This window comes from Duncaniella sp. B8 (assembly GCF_005304985.1).
Classification (GTDB): Bacteria; Bacteroidota; Bacteroidia; order Bacteroidales; family Muribaculaceae; genus Duncaniella; species Duncaniella muris.
In genome coordinates this window covers 1,571,969-1,587,620 of sequence record NZ_CP040121.1, presented here as the reverse complement: position 1 = coordinate 1,587,620, position 15,652 = coordinate 1,571,969, and the positions used below count along the sequence as shown (strand labels likewise).

The 15,652-nt window shown below is 52.6% G+C and carries 14 protein-coding genes; 10 read left to right on the top strand and 4 right to left on the bottom strand.

What is annotated here, in order from left to right:
* The first annotated feature begins 64 nt into the window (after positions 1-64).
* The 9 genes from FDZ78_RS06955 to trmD all read left to right on the top strand — a co-directional run bounded on the left by FDZ78_RS06955 (position 65) and on the right by trmD (position 8,255).
* Positions 65-538 carry a hypothetical protein gene (locus tag FDZ78_RS06955; protein WP_123398724.1) on the top strand — a complete coding sequence of 158 codons (474 nt, stop codon included), beginning with the start codon at positions 65-67 and terminating at the stop codon, positions 536-538.
* Positions 539-541: 3 nt separating this feature from the next.
* On the top strand, positions 542-1,249 hold the full coding sequence (locus tag FDZ78_RS06950) for a DUF4919 domain-containing protein (protein WP_123398725.1): 708 nt from the start codon (positions 542-544) through the stop codon (positions 1,247-1,249).
* 80 nt (positions 1,250-1,329) lie between these two features.
* Complete coding sequence (locus FDZ78_RS06945; protein WP_136408300.1) at positions 1,330-2,838, top strand: GH3 auxin-responsive promoter family protein; 1,509 nt, start codon at positions 1,330-1,332, stop codon at positions 2,836-2,838.
* Between the two features lie 34 nt (positions 2,839-2,872).
* Positions 2,873-4,261, top strand: coding sequence for an alkaline phosphatase (locus FDZ78_RS06940; protein ID WP_123398727.1), 1,389 nt, complete (start codon positions 2,873-2,875; stop codon positions 4,259-4,261).
* Between the two features lie 23 nt (positions 4,262-4,284).
* Positions 4,285-5,388 (top strand): DNA replication/repair protein RecF, encoded by a 1,104-nt coding sequence (locus FDZ78_RS06935; protein WP_123398757.1) that lies wholly within the window; start codon positions 4,285-4,287, stop codon positions 5,386-5,388.
* On the top strand, positions 5,385-5,675 hold the full coding sequence (locus FDZ78_RS06930) for a DUF721 domain-containing protein (protein WP_136408299.1): 291 nt from the start codon (positions 5,385-5,387) through the stop codon (positions 5,673-5,675). The genes FDZ78_RS06935 and FDZ78_RS06930 overlap by 4 nt, the downstream gene beginning before the upstream one ends.
* 16 nt (positions 5,676-5,691) lie before the next feature.
* Entirely contained in the window at positions 5,692-6,156 is a 465-nt protein-coding gene (locus FDZ78_RS06925) for a thioesterase family protein (protein ID WP_107033360.1), read from the top strand.
* A gap of 11 nt (positions 6,157-6,167) precedes the next feature.
* Positions 6,168-7,565 (top strand): hypothetical protein, encoded by a 1,398-nt coding sequence (locus tag FDZ78_RS06920; protein WP_136408298.1) that lies wholly within the window; start codon positions 6,168-6,170, stop codon positions 7,563-7,565.
* Positions 7,566-7,571: 6 nt separating this feature from the next.
* Positions 7,572-8,255 carry a tRNA (guanosine(37)-N1)-methyltransferase TrmD gene (gene trmD / locus FDZ78_RS06915; protein WP_107033362.1) on the top strand — a complete coding sequence of 228 codons (684 nt, stop codon included), beginning with the start codon at positions 7,572-7,574 and terminating at the stop codon, positions 8,253-8,255.
* Positions 8,256-8,351: 96 nt separating this feature from the next.
* On the opposite strand, the gene leuS is transcribed toward trmD, so the two are convergent.
* Together leuS and nadA are read right to left on the bottom strand one after the other, a co-directional pair.
* On the bottom strand, positions 8,352-11,126 hold the full coding sequence (gene leuS, locus FDZ78_RS06910; RefSeq protein ID WP_123398730.1) for a leucine--tRNA ligase: 2,775 nt from the start codon (positions 11,124-11,126) through the stop codon (positions 8,352-8,354).
* A gap of 18 nt (positions 11,127-11,144) precedes the next feature.
* Positions 11,145-12,110: a quinolinate synthase NadA gene (nadA, locus tag FDZ78_RS06905; RefSeq protein WP_136408297.1), complete on the bottom strand. Its 966-nt coding sequence runs from the start codon at positions 12,108-12,110 to the stop codon at positions 11,145-11,147.
* A gap of 1,327 nt (positions 12,111-13,437) precedes the next feature.
* Here nadA and FDZ78_RS06900 point away from each other — a divergent pair.
* Positions 13,438-14,199, top strand: coding sequence for a glycosyltransferase family 2 protein (locus FDZ78_RS06900; protein WP_136408296.1), 762 nt, complete (start codon positions 13,438-13,440; stop codon positions 14,197-14,199).
* 83 nt (positions 14,200-14,282) lie between these two features.
* Here the strand turns inward: FDZ78_RS06900 and FDZ78_RS06895 are convergent, their stop codons facing one another.
* Together FDZ78_RS06895 and FDZ78_RS06890 are read right to left on the bottom strand one after the other, a co-directional pair.
* The gene (locus FDZ78_RS06895; protein ID WP_136408295.1) at positions 14,283-14,942 is read right to left on the bottom strand and encodes a ribonuclease HII; all 660 of its coding nucleotides are present in this window, start codon (positions 14,940-14,942) and stop codon (positions 14,283-14,285) included.
* Positions 14,939-15,610, bottom strand: coding sequence for a response regulator transcription factor (locus tag FDZ78_RS06890; RefSeq protein ID WP_136408294.1), 672 nt, complete (start codon positions 15,608-15,610; stop codon positions 14,939-14,941). Before FDZ78_RS06890 ends, FDZ78_RS06895 begins: the two co-directional genes overlap by 4 nt.
* Between the last annotated feature and the right edge of the window lie 42 nt (positions 15,611-15,652).

The following is a 15,652-nucleotide window of genomic DNA, read 5'->3' as shown; positions in this document are numbered from 1 at the left end:
AAATTAGAAAACACCGCCAGAAACCATCAACCGAAAGCTCACTTCAACTATTCAATAATTAGCCATGCTGATACTGATCACCGTCATCCTTCTGCTCGCAGGACTTGGTCTTGTCTTCGCTTCGAACCGCTACGGAATCATCGCCGTCTATGCAGGCCTGTGTGTGGCCGCAGTCAAAGCCTCGCTTCCCACAGTCTCCACTTTGATTTTCTGGGGGATAGCCACCATCATCGTGGTGGTCCTCTCGTTCATGCTGCCAAAAAGCATCTCCGGATCGCGGCGCGGACTTGGCTACATAGCAGGTGCTGCTCTTGCAGGAGCCATGACAGGCCTCGTAATCTCCCACGCATGGATGATCATAGGAGGTGTGGTGGGAGCCATTCTCGGAGGAATAGCCTACAGCAAGACTCCAGCCGGAAAAGCTCTCGGATTTCCATCTTCCAAATTTTTGAACTATCTTTGTGCCAAGGGACTCCCCGCAGTCATAGCCGTCTGCATGGCCGGAACCGCCCTTTTATGGCTCATCTTTAAAATCTGAAATATGCGCATCCTCCTATCCATCATACTCTCAGTAATCGTTTCAGCCGGTGCCGCAGCACAGTCGGCAGGAAAACAGCTCAAACGCGAGAAACCCGACCTGGAAAAAATACGCCTTGAGACTCTTGACAGCAAGTCGCCCTACTATTACCCGCGGCTCATGAAAGAGTTCCAGCGCAACGACACACTGATGAAAATAGACAAGTACCGCCATCTCTACCTCGGCTACATGTTTCAGGAAGACTATAACCCCTACCGCTCCTCGCAGCGCGACATCCAGTACAACGTGCTTGACCGCTCGCGCAAACTGACCCGTCAGGAGTGTGACTCGGTGATAATGTATGCCGAAAAAGCCCTTGCCGACAATCCCTTCAATCTCGGAGAGATGGTGATGCTCATAAAAGCCCTCCGGGAGAAAGGCAAAAACAATCTGGCCAACATCTGGCAGTATAAGCTCAACTATCTGCTCATGGCCATCGTCTCGACCGGAACCGGCGAAGATGAGGAAAACGCATGGTATGTCATAGAACCGCAGCATGAATATGTGCTTCTTAATATGATGGACTACTCCGTGGCCGACCACGTGTTCTACGATCCCTCATACGAATACATCACCGTCAAGGATTCATCAGGCAAGCAGCGCGGAGGCTTCTATTTCAATATCGGACCTCTGCTTCAGGAATATTACCGCAAGCATCCCGACGAACTCTGAACCGCATCAGCCGTAATGTTGTTGAAAACACAGCCTTCACGGCCATTGACTCTGATAATCATCAACACTGACTGCCAAAAATGAATTTCACACCCCTTGCCCGTTTCCTGCTCGGCAGGAGAGTTAAAGAAGCGCTTTCCTGGACCGGCCGCACACAGGAAATACAACTCGGTCAGCTCGACTTTCTGCTACGCAATCTGCGACAGACAAAATGGGGCGCGGAAAAAGGCCTGAGCAAGGTCCGGTCATATGATGATTTCCGCCGTCTGCTCCCGTCTGTCTCGGCCTATGCCGGGCTGCGCCCTTATGTCATGAGAATGATAGCGGGAGAGAAAGACGTGCTGTGGCCCGGCCTCACCCGCAATTTCGCCCAGTCGTCAGGAACCTCTGACGGCAAGAGCAAATACATACCAGTCACCCCCGCCTCGTTCAGCCGATCGCACTATAAAGGGGGCAGTTCTGTGATCAGCCACTACCTCAGCCTCTACCCCGACAGCCGCATCTTCGCAGGCAAGAGCTTCATACTCGGAGGCAGCTTCGCCAATGAACTGACTCTGCCTCCCGGAGTCAGAGTAGGCGATCTCTCGGCCAACCTCATAGAAAACATCAATCCGCTGGTCAATCTGACCCGCGTTCCATCAAAACGAATAGCTCTGCTTGAAGACTGGGCGGTAAAACTCCCGGCTTTGGTCAGCGCCGCGGCTGACCATGACATCACCAACATATCAGGCGTCCCCTCCTGGTTTCTCACCGTCCTCAAACAGATCATCAAGGCAAAAGGCGCGCAGACAATCCACGATGTCTGGCCCAACCTCGAAGTCTTCTTCCACGGGGGCATCTCGATGGCCCCCTACCGCGAGCAATACAGCCACATCACAGATCCGAAAATGCGCTATCTGGAATGCTACAATGCCTCTGAAGGATTCTTCGCTGTCCAGAACGCCATTGACGACCAGGCCATGCTGCTTCTGCTCGACTGCGGAACCTTCTTCGAATTCATCCGCACGGAGGAAGCCGATTCAGACCGCCCGGAGATCATTCCGGCATGGAAGGTGGAGGAAGGGGAGATCTACGAGCTTGTGATCACATCATGTAACGGCCTATGGCGCTATCCGCTGGGCGATACGGTGCGCATCGAATCGGTGGAGCCGCTGAAGATCACCATTGCCGGACGCACCAAAAGCTACATCAACGCATTCGGCGAGGAACTGATGGTCCAGAACGCCGAGGCCGCGCTGACAAAAGTTTGCAAGACTCTTGACTGCGAGATATCAAACTATACGGCTGCACCCGTCTATGCCTCGGACCACTCACGCGGACGCCACGAATGGCTGATAGAGTTCAACCGAGAGCCGGAATCAATCGATGAATTCGCCCGGCAGCTCGACCTTGCGCTCCAGCAGGAAAACAGTGACTACGAGGCAAAGCGCAACCACGGAATTTTTCTCGACCGGCTGACCATAGTCAAAGGCCGGAAAGGTGTATTCGACAAATGGCTTGCGGCTACAGGAAAACTCGGCGGACAGCGCAAAGTGCCGCGTCTGTCAAACTCACGCCATCCGATTGACGAAATTCTTAAATACAACTGATAATCCAAACTATACAAAACAAACACTTCTTTTCATGAGAACCAGATTATTTTCATTTCTGACAATGCTGACGGCTGCCGGAGCCATCATGGCCGGCACTCCGAAATATATTTTCTACTATATCGGCGATGGAATGGGAATGGGCCAGGTCATGGCTGCCGAAGCCTATAACCGTACGGTGCTCGGCAATGATGACCATCTGCTCATGATGCAGTTTCCGGTAGCCTCTACTCTGACCACCTACTCCGCTTCCAGCCCGGTAACCGACTCGGCAGCCGCCGGAACGGCCCTCTCGACAGGCTACAAGACAAACAACGGTATGCTCGGCATGACTCCTGATTCGGCCGAGGTTGTCTCAGTTGCAAAGACCCTCTTTGATGACGGCTTCGGTGTGGGGCTGGTCACCTCAGTGGCTCCTGACGATGCCACTCCGGGCGCTTTCTACACCCACGTGCCCAAACGCTCGATGTATTACGAGATAGGCAAAGATGCTGCCGCCTGCGGCTATGACTTCATAGCCGGCTCAAACCTGCGAGGTATCAAGGACAAAAAAGGTAACCCGACAGACCTGATGAAATATTTCGTTGAGAACAACGTGGCCGTGGTCCGCGGAACAGACGCTCTTGAAACCATTGACTCACGCCGTGTGGTGCTTCTCAACACCGACTCGATCAACACCGGCAACATCGGCTATACGATCGACTCCATTCCCGGTGTACTCACTCTCCCCGTCATGACCGAAGCCTGCCTCAGACATCTTCAGAAAAACGGCCGCGACCGCTTTTTCATGATGGTTGAAGGCGGCAACATAGACCATGCCAGCCATGCCAATGACGGAGCCACTGTCATCAAGGAAACCCTCAATTTCCAGGAAGCTCTCAAGGTAGCCTATGACTTCTATCTCGCCCACCCTGACGAAACCCTCATCGTGGTCACTGCAGACCATGAGACAGGCGGAATGGGCCTTGGCAACAACACCGTGGGCTACAATCTGCGCCTCAAATACATCGACTATCAGAAAATGTCGAAATCAGCCTTCTCCAGATACTGCAAAAGTCTCATGAGAGACCGCCGCGTCTACCGCTGGGAAGATATGGAGGAATATCTGACCGACAATTTCGGTTTCTGGAAATTTGTGCCTGTGACCCAAGAGCAGACCGCCAAGCTGAAAGAGGATTTCGAACGCTGCCTGGTGCTCCGCAACGGCAAGGACAAGAAAACACTCTATGACAACTTCGATGAGTTCTCACAGACAGTTTTTGACATCATGGACAAAGCCACAGGTCTCGGCTGGACCACCAACGGCCACAGCGGCGGTCTGGTGCCGGTCTATGCCATCGGCGTCGGCGCTGAGAAATTCGCTTCGTTCAACGACAATACCGACATCCCGAAAATCATCCTCGATATAGTGGAAGGTAAGTGATTTTTTGAGTAATTTTGCACTCTGTGAGATTAGAAGAACTGTCACTGACCAATTTCAAGAACATCCCGGAAGCCCGTCTGGAGTTTTCGGGAAAGGTGAACTGTTTTCTCGGCAACAACGGCATGGGCAAAAGCAACATGCTGGATGCCATATACTTCCTGAGCTTCTGCAAGAGTTTCTCACGGGTGCCTGACAAAATGGTTATCCGCCGTGGCGAAGACTTCGCGATGGCCCGCGGAAAATATGTCCGCAAGGATACCGACGAGGAGCTCACTCTCGGCCTCACTGCCGGACGGCGCAAAAGTCTCAGACGCGGCGGAAAGGAATATGACCGGCTAAGCTCACACATAGGCAGCTTTCCGCTGGTCATGGTGGCCCCCCAAGACATTGATCTCATACGCGAGAGCGGAGAGGAACGCCGCCACTGGATGGATATGGTGATCTCGCAGAGCGACCCCCTGTATCTCGACAGCCTCATCCGCTACAACCGTGCTCTCGAACAACGCAACAAGCTGCTGCGCGAAGGTTCGGTCGACCCGAATCTATATGCCGCCGTAGAGATCGTGATGGAGATGGCCGCTGACTACATCCACTCTGTCCGCGCCGCCCGCATTGCCGAACTGACAGTAATTTTTGACCGCTACTACTCCTCGATAGCCGGCAGCAGCGAACACGTCAGCCTCAGCTATCAGAGCGGTCTGAACCGTCCGGACATCACCCTGCAGACTCTTCTCGACGAGGCTCGCCGCCATGACGAGATAGTGAAACATACCTCCGTAGGTATCCACCGCGACGACATCGGCATGGATCTTGACGGCATGCCTATGCGCCGCACCGGCTCGCAGGGACAGTGCAAGACCTTCACCATAGCCCTGCGCCTGGCCCAGTATGACTTCCTCCACCGCGCCACCGGAATAAGACCGCTGCTGCTCCTTGACGATATCTTCGACAAACTCGATGCTTCGAGAGTGGAACGCATCATGGAACTTGTCATCTCCGATTCCTTCGGACAGATCTTCATCACCGACACCAACCGCACACACCTCGACGAGATAATGAGCCGCACGGGCGGCGACTACCGGATGTGGATGGTGGAAAACGGTATCTTTAGTCCGATGCACTCATGAAACGTACATATCCCAAACATATAGCATGCATAATCGACGAAGCGATGGAGCGGGCAGGTCTGACTGAAAGCCTCAACGCCCAGAAAGCCGCCGCAGCTTGGATCGACGTGGTAGGGCCTGCCATCAACCGCTACACCACCCGGCGCTATGTCAGCGATGGTGTGCTGCACGTCTATCTTACCTCCGCACCGCTCAAAAACGAGCTTTCGTTCAACCGCGACAGGCTCATCTCAGCCATAAACCGAGTGGTCGGCGCAGAGGTAATCAGCGATGTGCAGTTTCATTAAAAAAACTATCTGACAAATGAGCTCAAACTATTGTGAATCTGTCATAGAAAATTATCGCCACCGGATGCCCCTGCAGATGCGATTCAATGACATCGACATGCTCGGACATCTCAACAACAGTGTCTATCTTACCTTCATGGATCTCGCCAAAGCACGCTATTTCGAGGCGGTCAACGGCGGTGAGGTAGACATCAGGAAAATGGGGGTGGTGATCGTTAATATCAACGCCAACTTCTGTGCCCCGACCTTCTTCCACGAAGAGATCGAGGTGGAGACCGGAGTGGTTTCGATTGGCGAAAAGAGTCTGATGATCGAACAGCGTGTACGCGCTGTCAAAACCGGTCAGGTCAAATGCACCTGCCGCACCATAATGTCGGGCTTCGACATCCGCACCAACACCTCGGTACCTATCTCCGAAGAGTGGATCGAGAAATTCGAACGCTATGAGGGCCGACCACTCCGGCGCGCCACACCCTCTTAACCTGCCTTCCGATGGACCGACGCATTCTGCCTGAGATATTCCTCGAAAAACTTAAAGAAATGAATCTGACGCAGCTTGGCGATGCTCTCGCCGAGGGCGAGCCCTGCGTGTCAGTCAGACTCAACGCCTCTAAAAATGTAAGCGCCGCTGAAGTGCCTGAGATCTGCGCTGAAGTGCCCTGGTGCCGCAACGGCTTCTATCTTGACCGGCGTCCGCGTTTCACCTTCGACCCGCTGCTTCATCAGGGCGGATACTATGTGCAGGAGGCCTCCTCGATGTTCCACAGCCATGTGGTCAGCCAACTTTGCAAAGATTCCGGACTGCCGCTGCGGGTGCTCGACTCCTGCGCCGCCCCAGGAGGCAAAACCACAGCCGCGATAGACTCTCTGCCGGAAGGTTCGCTGACGGTGGCCAACGAGTATGTGCCCTCACGTGCGGCTGTGCTGCGCGAGAACCTCATCAAATGGTCGTCGCCATTCACCGTTGTGACCCGCGGCGACACAGCAGCCTTCCGCAGGCTCAAAAACAGTTTTGACATGATCATAGCCGATGTGCCCTGCTCAGGCGAAGGCATGATGCGGAAAGATCCCGAAGCCATAGCCCAATGGTCGGAAGGTCTTGTCAGCGAATGTGCCGAACGCCAGTGGATGATCATATCCAACCTCTGGCCCTCACTGAAACCCGGCGGTTTTCTAATCTACAGCACCTGTACTTTCAACCGTCTCGAAAACGAGGAGATGGTCTCACGCATAATCGAAGAACTCGGTGCTGAAAGCGTGGCCGTAGACGTCGATCCGGAGTGGGGTATAGCTCCAGGCATCTCCACACCTCACCACTGCTACCGCTTCATGCCCGACAGACTCAAAGGCGAGGGACTCTTTGTAGCTGTGGTCCGCAAGGAAGGGGAGTGGAAACCATTCTCCCCCGACACTCCGGCCAGACATCAGAAAGCCAAAGGCAAAGGAAAATCCGGCCGTACACAGATACCAAAAGAAGCCTCCGGATGGATTGACAGCCTATGGGCTGAGAAAGTCACACTCTATGCTGAGAACGACCGCATAAGCGCCTTCCCTGCCGCCCATATGGATTTGCTCGGTAAGCTCAAAGGAGAGATCGACGTGATCCACGAAGGCATTCCGCTTGCCACCGTAAAAGGCCGCGACCTGATACCCTCCCAGCCGCTTGCACTCTCCCCGCTTCTCTCGCAGTCGGCATTTCCTACAGCCGATATCAACCGTGACGAGGCCCTGGCATACCTCAGCGGCGATGCCGTGACGCTGCCTGACGACACTCCCTGCGGCTTCGTGCTGCTCAGATATTCAGGCCGTCCGCTCGGTTTTGTCAAAAACCTCGGACGCCGCTCCAATAACCTCTATCCCGCCCCCTGGCGCATAAAAAGCAAATTGTAACTGAAAATGAGAATAGACATACTCACCGTTCTCCCCGAAATGATCGAATCGCCTCTCAACTGCTCGATTCTAAAACGCGCGCAAGACAAAGGACTGTGCGAAATAGTGGTCCACAATCTGCGTGAATACACCACAAACAAGCACCGCAAGGTCGATGACTACCCCTTCGGAGGCGAAGCAGGAATGGTAATGCAGATCGAACCGGTAGACCGCGCCATAGCCCACCTGAAATCGCAGCGTGACTATGACGAGGTTATATTCACATCGCCTGACGGCGAACAGTTTGACCAGCCGATGGCCAACACCCTCTCGCTGTCGCAGAACCTCATCATTCTCTGCGGCCACTACAAAGGTATAGACTACCGTATCCGCGAACATCTCATCACGAAAGAAATCTCGATAGGCGACTATGTGCTGACCGGAGGCGAGATTCCGGCAGTGGTCATAGCCGATGCCATAATCCGTCTGATCCCCGGTGCCATTGGCGATGAACAAAGCGCCCTGAGCGATTCGTATCAGGACAATCTTCTCGCTCCTCCCGTCTACACCCGCCCGGCAGAATACAAGGGCTGGCGTGTGCCTGACATACTTCTCTCAGGCCATGCTGCAAAGATCGACGACTGGAAACACGAGCAGGCCCTCGCCCGCACCCGTCTCCTCCGCCCAGATCTCCTCAAAGGAATGGAATAAATCAGAACAGGAGAAATAAAAAGCGACAGATGGAACACCGTTTCCGATACGGGATTCCATCTGTCGCTTTTTATTAGTAAATTTTGTCAGGCTTTATCAGCCGATGACGATGTTGACGATCTTGTTGGGGACTACGATGATCTTCTTGACAGTCTTCCCTTCGAGCCACTTGGCCGAGGATTCATTTTCAAGGGCCAGTTTCTCGACTTCGTCCTTTGGAAGGTCAGCAGGTACCTGGATGGTGAAACGCGCCTTACCGTTGAAGGAAACGGCATAATTTGCGGTGTTTTCCTTGAGATATTCCTCGTTCCATTCAGGCCAGCGGGCATCGTTGACGGTGGTGTCATGGCCGAGGGCGCTGTGCCAGAGTTCTTCGGCCACGTGGGGAGCGAAGGGTGCGAGCACTACTGCCAGAGGTTCGAGCACCTCGCGGCTGTGACACTTGCAGGCCGAAAGCTCGTTGACACAGATCATGAATGCGGCCACTGATGTATTGTAAGAGAAGTTCTCTATGTCAGCTGTCACCTTCTTGATGAGCTTGTGGACGGCCTTGAGAGCTTCTGCCGAGGGCTTGCTGTCATCCACAAGGCAGTTGTCGCCCTTGAAGTAGAGAGCCCAGAGTTTCTTGATGAAACGGTTGACGCCGTCAATGCCGTTGGTGTCCCAGGGCTTGCTCTGCTCGATCGGGCCGAGGAACATTTCATATAGACGCAGCGTGTCTGCTCCGTAGCGCTCCACAATGTCATCGGGATTGACCACATTGAACATTGATTTCGACATCTTCTCTACAGCCCAGCCGCAGATGTATTTTCCGTCTTCAAGTATGAATTCAGCATCCTTGAACTCCGGACGCCATGCGCGGAAGGCTTCGATATCGAGCACATCGTTGCTGACGCGGTTGACATCCACGCGGATCGCGGTGGTGTCATACTGGTCCTTAAGGCCGAGAGACACAAATGTATTGGTGTCTTTGATGCGGTAGACAAAGCTTGTGCGGCCCTGGATCATGCCCTGGTTGATGAGCTTTTTGAACGGTTCGGGCTCTACAACATGACCGAGGTCATAGAGGAACTTGTTCCAGAAACGCGAATAGATGAGGTGACCGGTGGCGTGTTCGGTACCGCCGATGTAGAGGTCTACATTGCGCCAGTATTCATCGGCCTCGCGGCTCACGAGTGCTTCGTTATTGTCCGGGTCCATATAGCGCAGATAGTAGGCCGAAGAACCTGCGAAACCGGGCATGGTGTTAAGCTCGATGGGATAGCCTTCGGAGGTTACCCAGTTCTTGGCGCGACCCAGCGGCGGCTCGCCGGTCTCGGTGGGGAGATACTTGTCAACCTCCGGCAGCAGCAGCGGCAGGGCCGATTCAGGCATCAGGTGGGGTATTCCATCTTTATAGTATACGGGGAATGGTTCGCCCCAGTAGCGCTGACGGCTGAAAATGGCGTCGCGCAGACGATAGTTGACCTTGACGCGGCCAAGGCCTTTCTCGGCTATGTAGCGCTTGGTGGCGGCGATGGCTTCAGGCACTTCAAGACCGTCAAGCGAGAATTCGCCGTTTGAGCTGTTCATCATCTTGCCGCTCTTGGCCTCGAAGCTCTGCTCGGAAACGTCACAGCCCTCTATCAGAGGTATGACGGGCAGATCAAAATGACGTGCAAAGGCGTAGTCGCGGCTGTCATGGGCCGGTACGGCCATGATGGCACCTGTGCCGTAGCCTGCAAGCACGTAGTCGCTTATATAGATAGGAATTTCCTTTCCGGTCAGAGGATTCACGGCATATGAGCCTGAGAAGACACCAGAGACTTTCTTGTCGATCATGCGTTCGCGCTCGGTCTTGTGCTTGGTGCTGTCGAGATATTCGTCGACGGCCTTGCGCTGTTCGGCGGTGGTGACCATGTCTACATAATCGCTTTCAGGCGCAAGCACCATGAAGGTAACTCCGAACACAGTGTCGGCGCGGGTAGTGAAGATTTCAAGTTCGAGATCCGAACCGGCCACTTTGAAACGCATTTCGGCACCTTCCGAACGGCCTATCCAGTTGCGCTGGGTCTCTTTCAGCGAATCAGTCCAGTCGAGACCGTCGAGGTCGTCGAGGAGGCGCTGGGCGTAGGCTGATACGCGCAGACACCACTGATACATCAGTTTCTGTTCCACCGGATAACCGCCGCGGATCGAAAGACCTTCGCTGACCTCGTCATTGGCGAGTACGGTGCCGAGTTGCGGACACCAGTTGACCATCGTGTTGCCGAGATAGGCAATGCGGTAGTTCATGAGGGTGTCGCTCTTCTCTTTCTCGCTCATCGCTTTCCACCGGTCGGCAGTGAAACGGAGTTCTTCCGAACATGCGGCATGGATGCCTTCGGAGCCTTTTTCCTCGAAATGGGCCACGAGTTTCGAAATGGGCTGCGCTTTGTCAAGCTTGGTGTCATAGTAGCTTTCCACCATCTTCATGAAAGCCCACTGGGTCCACTTGTAGAATTTCGGGTCGCAGGTGCGCACCTCGCGGTCCCAGTCATAGCAGAATCCTATGCGGTCGAGCTGCTGACGGTAGCGGGCAATGTTATCGGTAGTGGTTTTCTCAGGGTGCTGTCCGGTCTGGATGGCATACTGCTCTGCGGGGAGACCGTAGGCATCGTATCCCATAGGATGGAGCACATTGAAGCCCTGCAGGCGCTTGTAGCGCGAGTAGATGTCAGAGGCGATGTAGCCCAAGGGATGTCCAACGTGCAGACCGGCCCCCGACGGATAGGGAAACATGTCAAGCACATAGTATTTCGGACGCGATTTGTCGATCTCAGTCTTGTAGACCTTGTTTTCACGCCAGTAGTTCTGCCAGCGTGATTCAATATCTTTATGATTGTATTCCATGATTCGGTTGGTGGGGAATTATTTTATTTCAAGCATCCGTGTGATCGGACGGCGTGCACGGTCGATGATGGCCGGGTCGACTGTCACTTCAGGCAGTTCATAGCGCAGAGTGTTATAGAGTTTCTGAAGAGTGTTGAGCTTCATGAACGAGCAGTCGTTGCAGGCGCAGGTAGAGTCGGCGGGAGGAGCGGGGATGAAGGTCTTCTGCGGACAGCGGCGGCGCATCTCATGTAGGATGCCGCTTTCGGTGGCCACGATAAAGCTGTCGAATTCGCATTCCTCGGCCCACTTGAGCAGGACAGCGGTCGAACCTACCTTGTCAGCCACAAGGCGGATCGGTTTCGGACATTCGGGATGCACGAGTACTTTCGCTTCGGGATGCTGCTTTTTGAGTTCGAGAATCTTTTCAAGCGAGAACTGTTCATGGACGTGGCAGGCACCGTCCCAGAGAATCATCTCGCGTCCGGTCTGCGAATTTATGTAGTTTCCGAGATTGCGGTCCGGCCCGAAGATGATCTTCTCGTCGGCGGGGAGGGAATTGACAATATCCATCGCGTTGCCGGAAGTGACCACGATATCAGTCAGAGCCTTCACGGCAGCCGAAGTGTTGACGTAGCTGATCACGGTGTGGCCGGGATGCTCTTCGATGAATTTTTCCAGTTCAGGAGCAGGGCAGCTGTCGGCGAGCGAGCAGCCGGCGTTGAGATCGGGTACCAATACTTTTTTGTCAGGGCAGAGTATCTTGACAGTCTCGCCCATGAAGTGAACGCCACACATGACGATGATGTCATTGTCGAGTTTTTCGGCGATCCGTGCGAGAGCCAGAGAGTCGCCTATGAAATCAGCGAGGTCCTGAATTTCTCCGATAGTATAATAGTGCGCGAGGACCACGGCGTTCTTTTCTTTCTTGAGTCTTTTTATCTCGGCTACGAGATCGACTGAAGGATCAACCGGAGCATCCACGAACCCTTTTTCAACATTCATTTATTTATTGGTTTTTTATTTTGAAGAAAAAAATTTTCCCAAAAACTCATTAAGAAGAAATATGATGGATGTTAAAAAGTAGAATAACTTTTCAGCCTATTTCTTGCATATATGGGTTATTGAAGTCCTATTTACATTAGTTACAATGTTATCAACATATAAAACCTCGATAAATCAGTGGTTTAATTTAGTTATTAACATCGTGTTAATAATGTGCAAAGTTAAAAACTTTTCATGGGATTTACAATGGTTTTTTGTTGAAAAGGGGCTTGAAAACCGCTTGATAGATTTATGATAACTTATTTTGAATGTGAGCCGGAAGTATTATATCGTCCATGCTTTCAGATATGCAAGCCTATTCTTTAAAAAGTCATTGAAATGTTATTTACAGTTTTCAACATAGTTTTGAACATTGTTAATAACTCCGTGAAGCCTCCTTTTTCAGTCTTCTTTTATATCCCTCTTTTACTTCCCCTGACCAAGCCTTCAGCGGAGTCTGATTCCAGTCCGGCCGGCCGAAAAATTGATTATCCGGTTCTTCTTTTTAAAGGGTACTTGACATCACCATCCGGTTTCAGTACGCACTGCGTGACCCGGACAGATCCGCAGGTCTGCGGGTGTCCGCAAGGCGCGTTCCGGAGGGTCACCATAGATGTGTGAGGACTGATATGTCGAGGCTCCGGGTGGCCTGCAGTCGGCGGGTGTCCGGCAGGACACTGATTTATTCGTAGCCCCCGACACCGCAGCGCAAAGCGCGCAGGCGTCGGGGGGAAAAAGACATTCAAACAAATGTGGTGTCCGGTTGAGGACACCGGTTTACCATCACGATCTTTTGCTTCGGGATCAATTATACACGGTATGCGGAGAATTATTTTATTTTTCTTCTTTAGTATTTTTACAGGCCGTATGCTTGCCGGGGTGACCTGAGATTTCCGAAAAATCGCGGGCAAATTTTCCAAAATTGCAATAAGCCTCATGCAGGGATATAAAGAAAATAGAGAAACCTCACGGTCTCTCTATTCCCTTAACCTAACTTTTTTAGTTGACTTTGTGTTATGCGTTGCTTTGATAGTAGCTATAAGCCTTCTGACGTTATAGTAGTAACAAAATTACAAATAATCTATTAAAACTACCCCCCCGATAGTTAATTATTGTTAATAGGGCGTTTTGGGTAACTTTTTGCTCCTTTTTCAGATTCTTTGAACCAAGTTGAAAAAAAGAGTTTTGAATAAATAAATTATTTGTTCTACATTTGTAACGTCGTGTGTCAAGACTTTTGCTGTCTCAGTATTAGCAAACGTCAGACATTGTCATATTATTATACACAATGAAAAAAATTTCAGCTACTATTCTTGCCTTTAATGAAGAGAAGCGCATAGGTGCTTGTCTGGAATCGCTGCGCGGGATAGCTGATGAGATAATAGTGGTGGATTCAGGCTCGACAGACCGCACGGTCGACATATGCAGCCGCTACGGATGCCGGATCAGTGTCAGGAAATTTGACGGTTTCGGTGCGCAGCGCCAGTATGCCACATCGCTGACCACTCACCAGTATGTGCTTTCGATTGATGCCGATGAGGTGCTCTCGCCTGCCCTCCAGGAGTCGATTCTGCGTCTGAAAGAAGAAGGCTTCAGCCATAGGGTCTACAGTGTGGCGCGCCTGAATTTCTACTGCGGTTTTCCGGTAAGACACTGCGGCTGGTATCCCGACAGGCAGATACGTTTGTTTGACAAGCGTTATGCAAACTGGAACCTGCGCGACGTTTCAGAGGTGGTGATTTTCCGCGATTCGGTGCGTCCGGCGCTCCTTGACGGAGATATTCTCCATTATCGCTGCGACACCCCGCAGCAGTATGAGGCCGTCATAAATTCCCATGCCAAGATGAAGGCCAAGGTGCTTGCTGCCAAAGATGAGGAAATCGGGTTTCTCTCTCCGTTTCTTCACGGGATGAAGGCTTTCTTGAAAACGTTTGTGAACTGCGGAGGTATTTTTGAAGGAAAAGTCGGGAGAGAGATATCCCGCCAGTCATACAGAGCTGAACTGCTTGCCTACACGGCTGCAAGAAAAATAAAAAAGTCATCCTGCTGAAGGATGGCTTTTGTGTTTTATAAGAGGTTGTTTTTAAACCACCTTTAGGAGTGGAACTCTATCTCTGAAGATCGGCTATTGTGTCAGGCCTTTCCTGATTTTTTCGCTCTGACGGCTTTCGGTGACTTCGTAGGCTTTTCCTCAGAGTCGGGGAGCAGGCGGAAGGTCATGCGGTGGATGGGCGACGGGCCAATGGCGGCGATGGCCTCGCGATGGTCACGTGTCGGATAACCTTTGTTGATTTCCCAGTTATAGCCCGGATAGCAGGCGGCGGCATCACGCATGAATTCGTCGCGGTGGGTCTTGGCGAGGATCGAGGCCGCGGCTATGTTGCCGTATTTCGCATCGCCTTTGACCACGGTCACGTGGGCTATGTCGCGGTATGGTTTGAAACGGTTGCCGTCAACGGCGATTCCGCCCGGCGTAACCTCAAGCGAATCCAGGGCGCGGTGCATGGCGAGGATCGAGGCGTTGAGAATGTTGATGCGGTCTATTTCCTCATGGTCAACCGAGGCAACGGCCCAGGCTATGGCATCACGTTCTATGATGGGACGCAGTTCCTCGCGCTGCTTTTCGGTGAGTTTTTTCGAATCGTTGAGCAGCGGGTTTGAATATCCGTCGGGAAGAATTACGGCAGCTGCGAAAACGGGTCCGGCCAGGCATCCGCGCCCGGCTTCATCGCAGCCTGCTTCGAGAATGAACGGAGTGGTGGAGGAGGGCAGTGGTGATGAAAGTTTTTTCATATCGAATCCATGAAACCGTAGCCGAGACCCGAACGGTTGACTATGTGCTGTCCGTAGGATCCGAGTTTTTTGCGCAGGCGTGAGATGTTGACATCGACAAGGCGCGGGTTGGTCATCTCTTCGCCGGGCCAAGTGGATGAGAAGATGTCTTCGCGCGGGAAGAGCTTGTTGCGCGAGCGCATGAGCAGTGTCAGAATGGAAAATTCGGTAGGTGAGAGGGCCAGGGTTTCGCCGTCGATTATCAGTGTGCGCGAGTCGATGTTGAGGATCAGGGTGCGGTATTCAATGGTGCGCTGGGTGGCGGCGGGTGCGAAATTGCGGTGGCGGCGGAGCACTGAGCGGATTCTGGCCATGAACTCGCGCAGCGAGAAGGGTTTGATGATGTAATCGTCGGCACCGGCGTTGAGCCCTGCTATGATGTCGCGCTCGCCATCGCGGACGGTGCAGAACATCAGTGGAACGTGTTGGGTCATACGGTCTTCTTTCATGCGTTCGAGCAGTTCAAGACCGTCTATTTCTCCCGGAAGCACCACTTCTGAAATGACAAGCTGAAAGGTGTCAAGCGGAAGAGTCAAAGCATCTTCTGCCTGCCCTACGGCCGTGACATCATAACCCTCGCTCTGAAGATTTTCCATCAGCAGAGAGGTGATGCCGCTGTCATTGTCCACAATTAATATAGAAGGGGTCACTCTTTGTTTCTGTTGTGTTTA

Bases quoted from the DNA above. Each gene is read 5' to 3' on its own strand.
- FDZ78_RS06955 (WP_123398724.1), top strand. From the start codon at position 65: ATGCTGATACTGATCACCGTCATCCTTCTGCTCGCAGGACTTGGTCTT.
- FDZ78_RS06950 (WP_123398725.1), top strand. From the start codon at position 542: ATGCGCATCCTCCTATCCATCATACTCTCAGTAATCGTTTCAGCCGGT.
- FDZ78_RS06945 (WP_136408300.1), top strand. From the start codon at position 1,330: ATGAATTTCACACCCCTTGCCCGTTTCCTGCTCGGCAGGAGAGTTAAA.
- FDZ78_RS06940 (WP_123398727.1), top strand. From the start codon at position 2,873: ATGAGAACCAGATTATTTTCATTTCTGACAATGCTGACGGCTGCCGGA.
- FDZ78_RS06930 (WP_136408299.1), top strand. From the start codon at position 5,385: ATGAAACGTACATATCCCAAACATATAGCATGCATAATCGACGAAGCG.
- FDZ78_RS06925 (WP_107033360.1), top strand. From the start codon at position 5,692: ATGAGCTCAAACTATTGTGAATCTGTCATAGAAAATTATCGCCACCGG.
- FDZ78_RS06920 (WP_136408298.1), top strand. From the start codon at position 6,168: ATGGACCGACGCATTCTGCCTGAGATATTCCTCGAAAAACTTAAAGAA.
- trmD (WP_107033362.1), top strand. From the start codon at position 7,572: ATGAGAATAGACATACTCACCGTTCTCCCCGAAATGATCGAATCGCCT.
- leuS (WP_123398730.1), bottom strand. From the start codon at position 11,126: ATGGAATACAATCATAAAGATATTGAATCACGCTGGCAGAACTACTGG.
- nadA (WP_136408297.1), bottom strand. From the start codon at position 12,110: ATGAATGTTGAAAAAGGGTTCGTGGATGCTCCGGTTGATCCTTCAGTC.
- FDZ78_RS06900 (WP_136408296.1), top strand. From the start codon at position 13,438: ATGAAAAAAATTTCAGCTACTATTCTTGCCTTTAATGAAGAGAAGCGC.
- FDZ78_RS06895 (WP_136408295.1), bottom strand. From the start codon at position 14,942: ATGAAAAAACTTTCATCACCACTGCCCTCCTCCACCACTCCGTTCATT.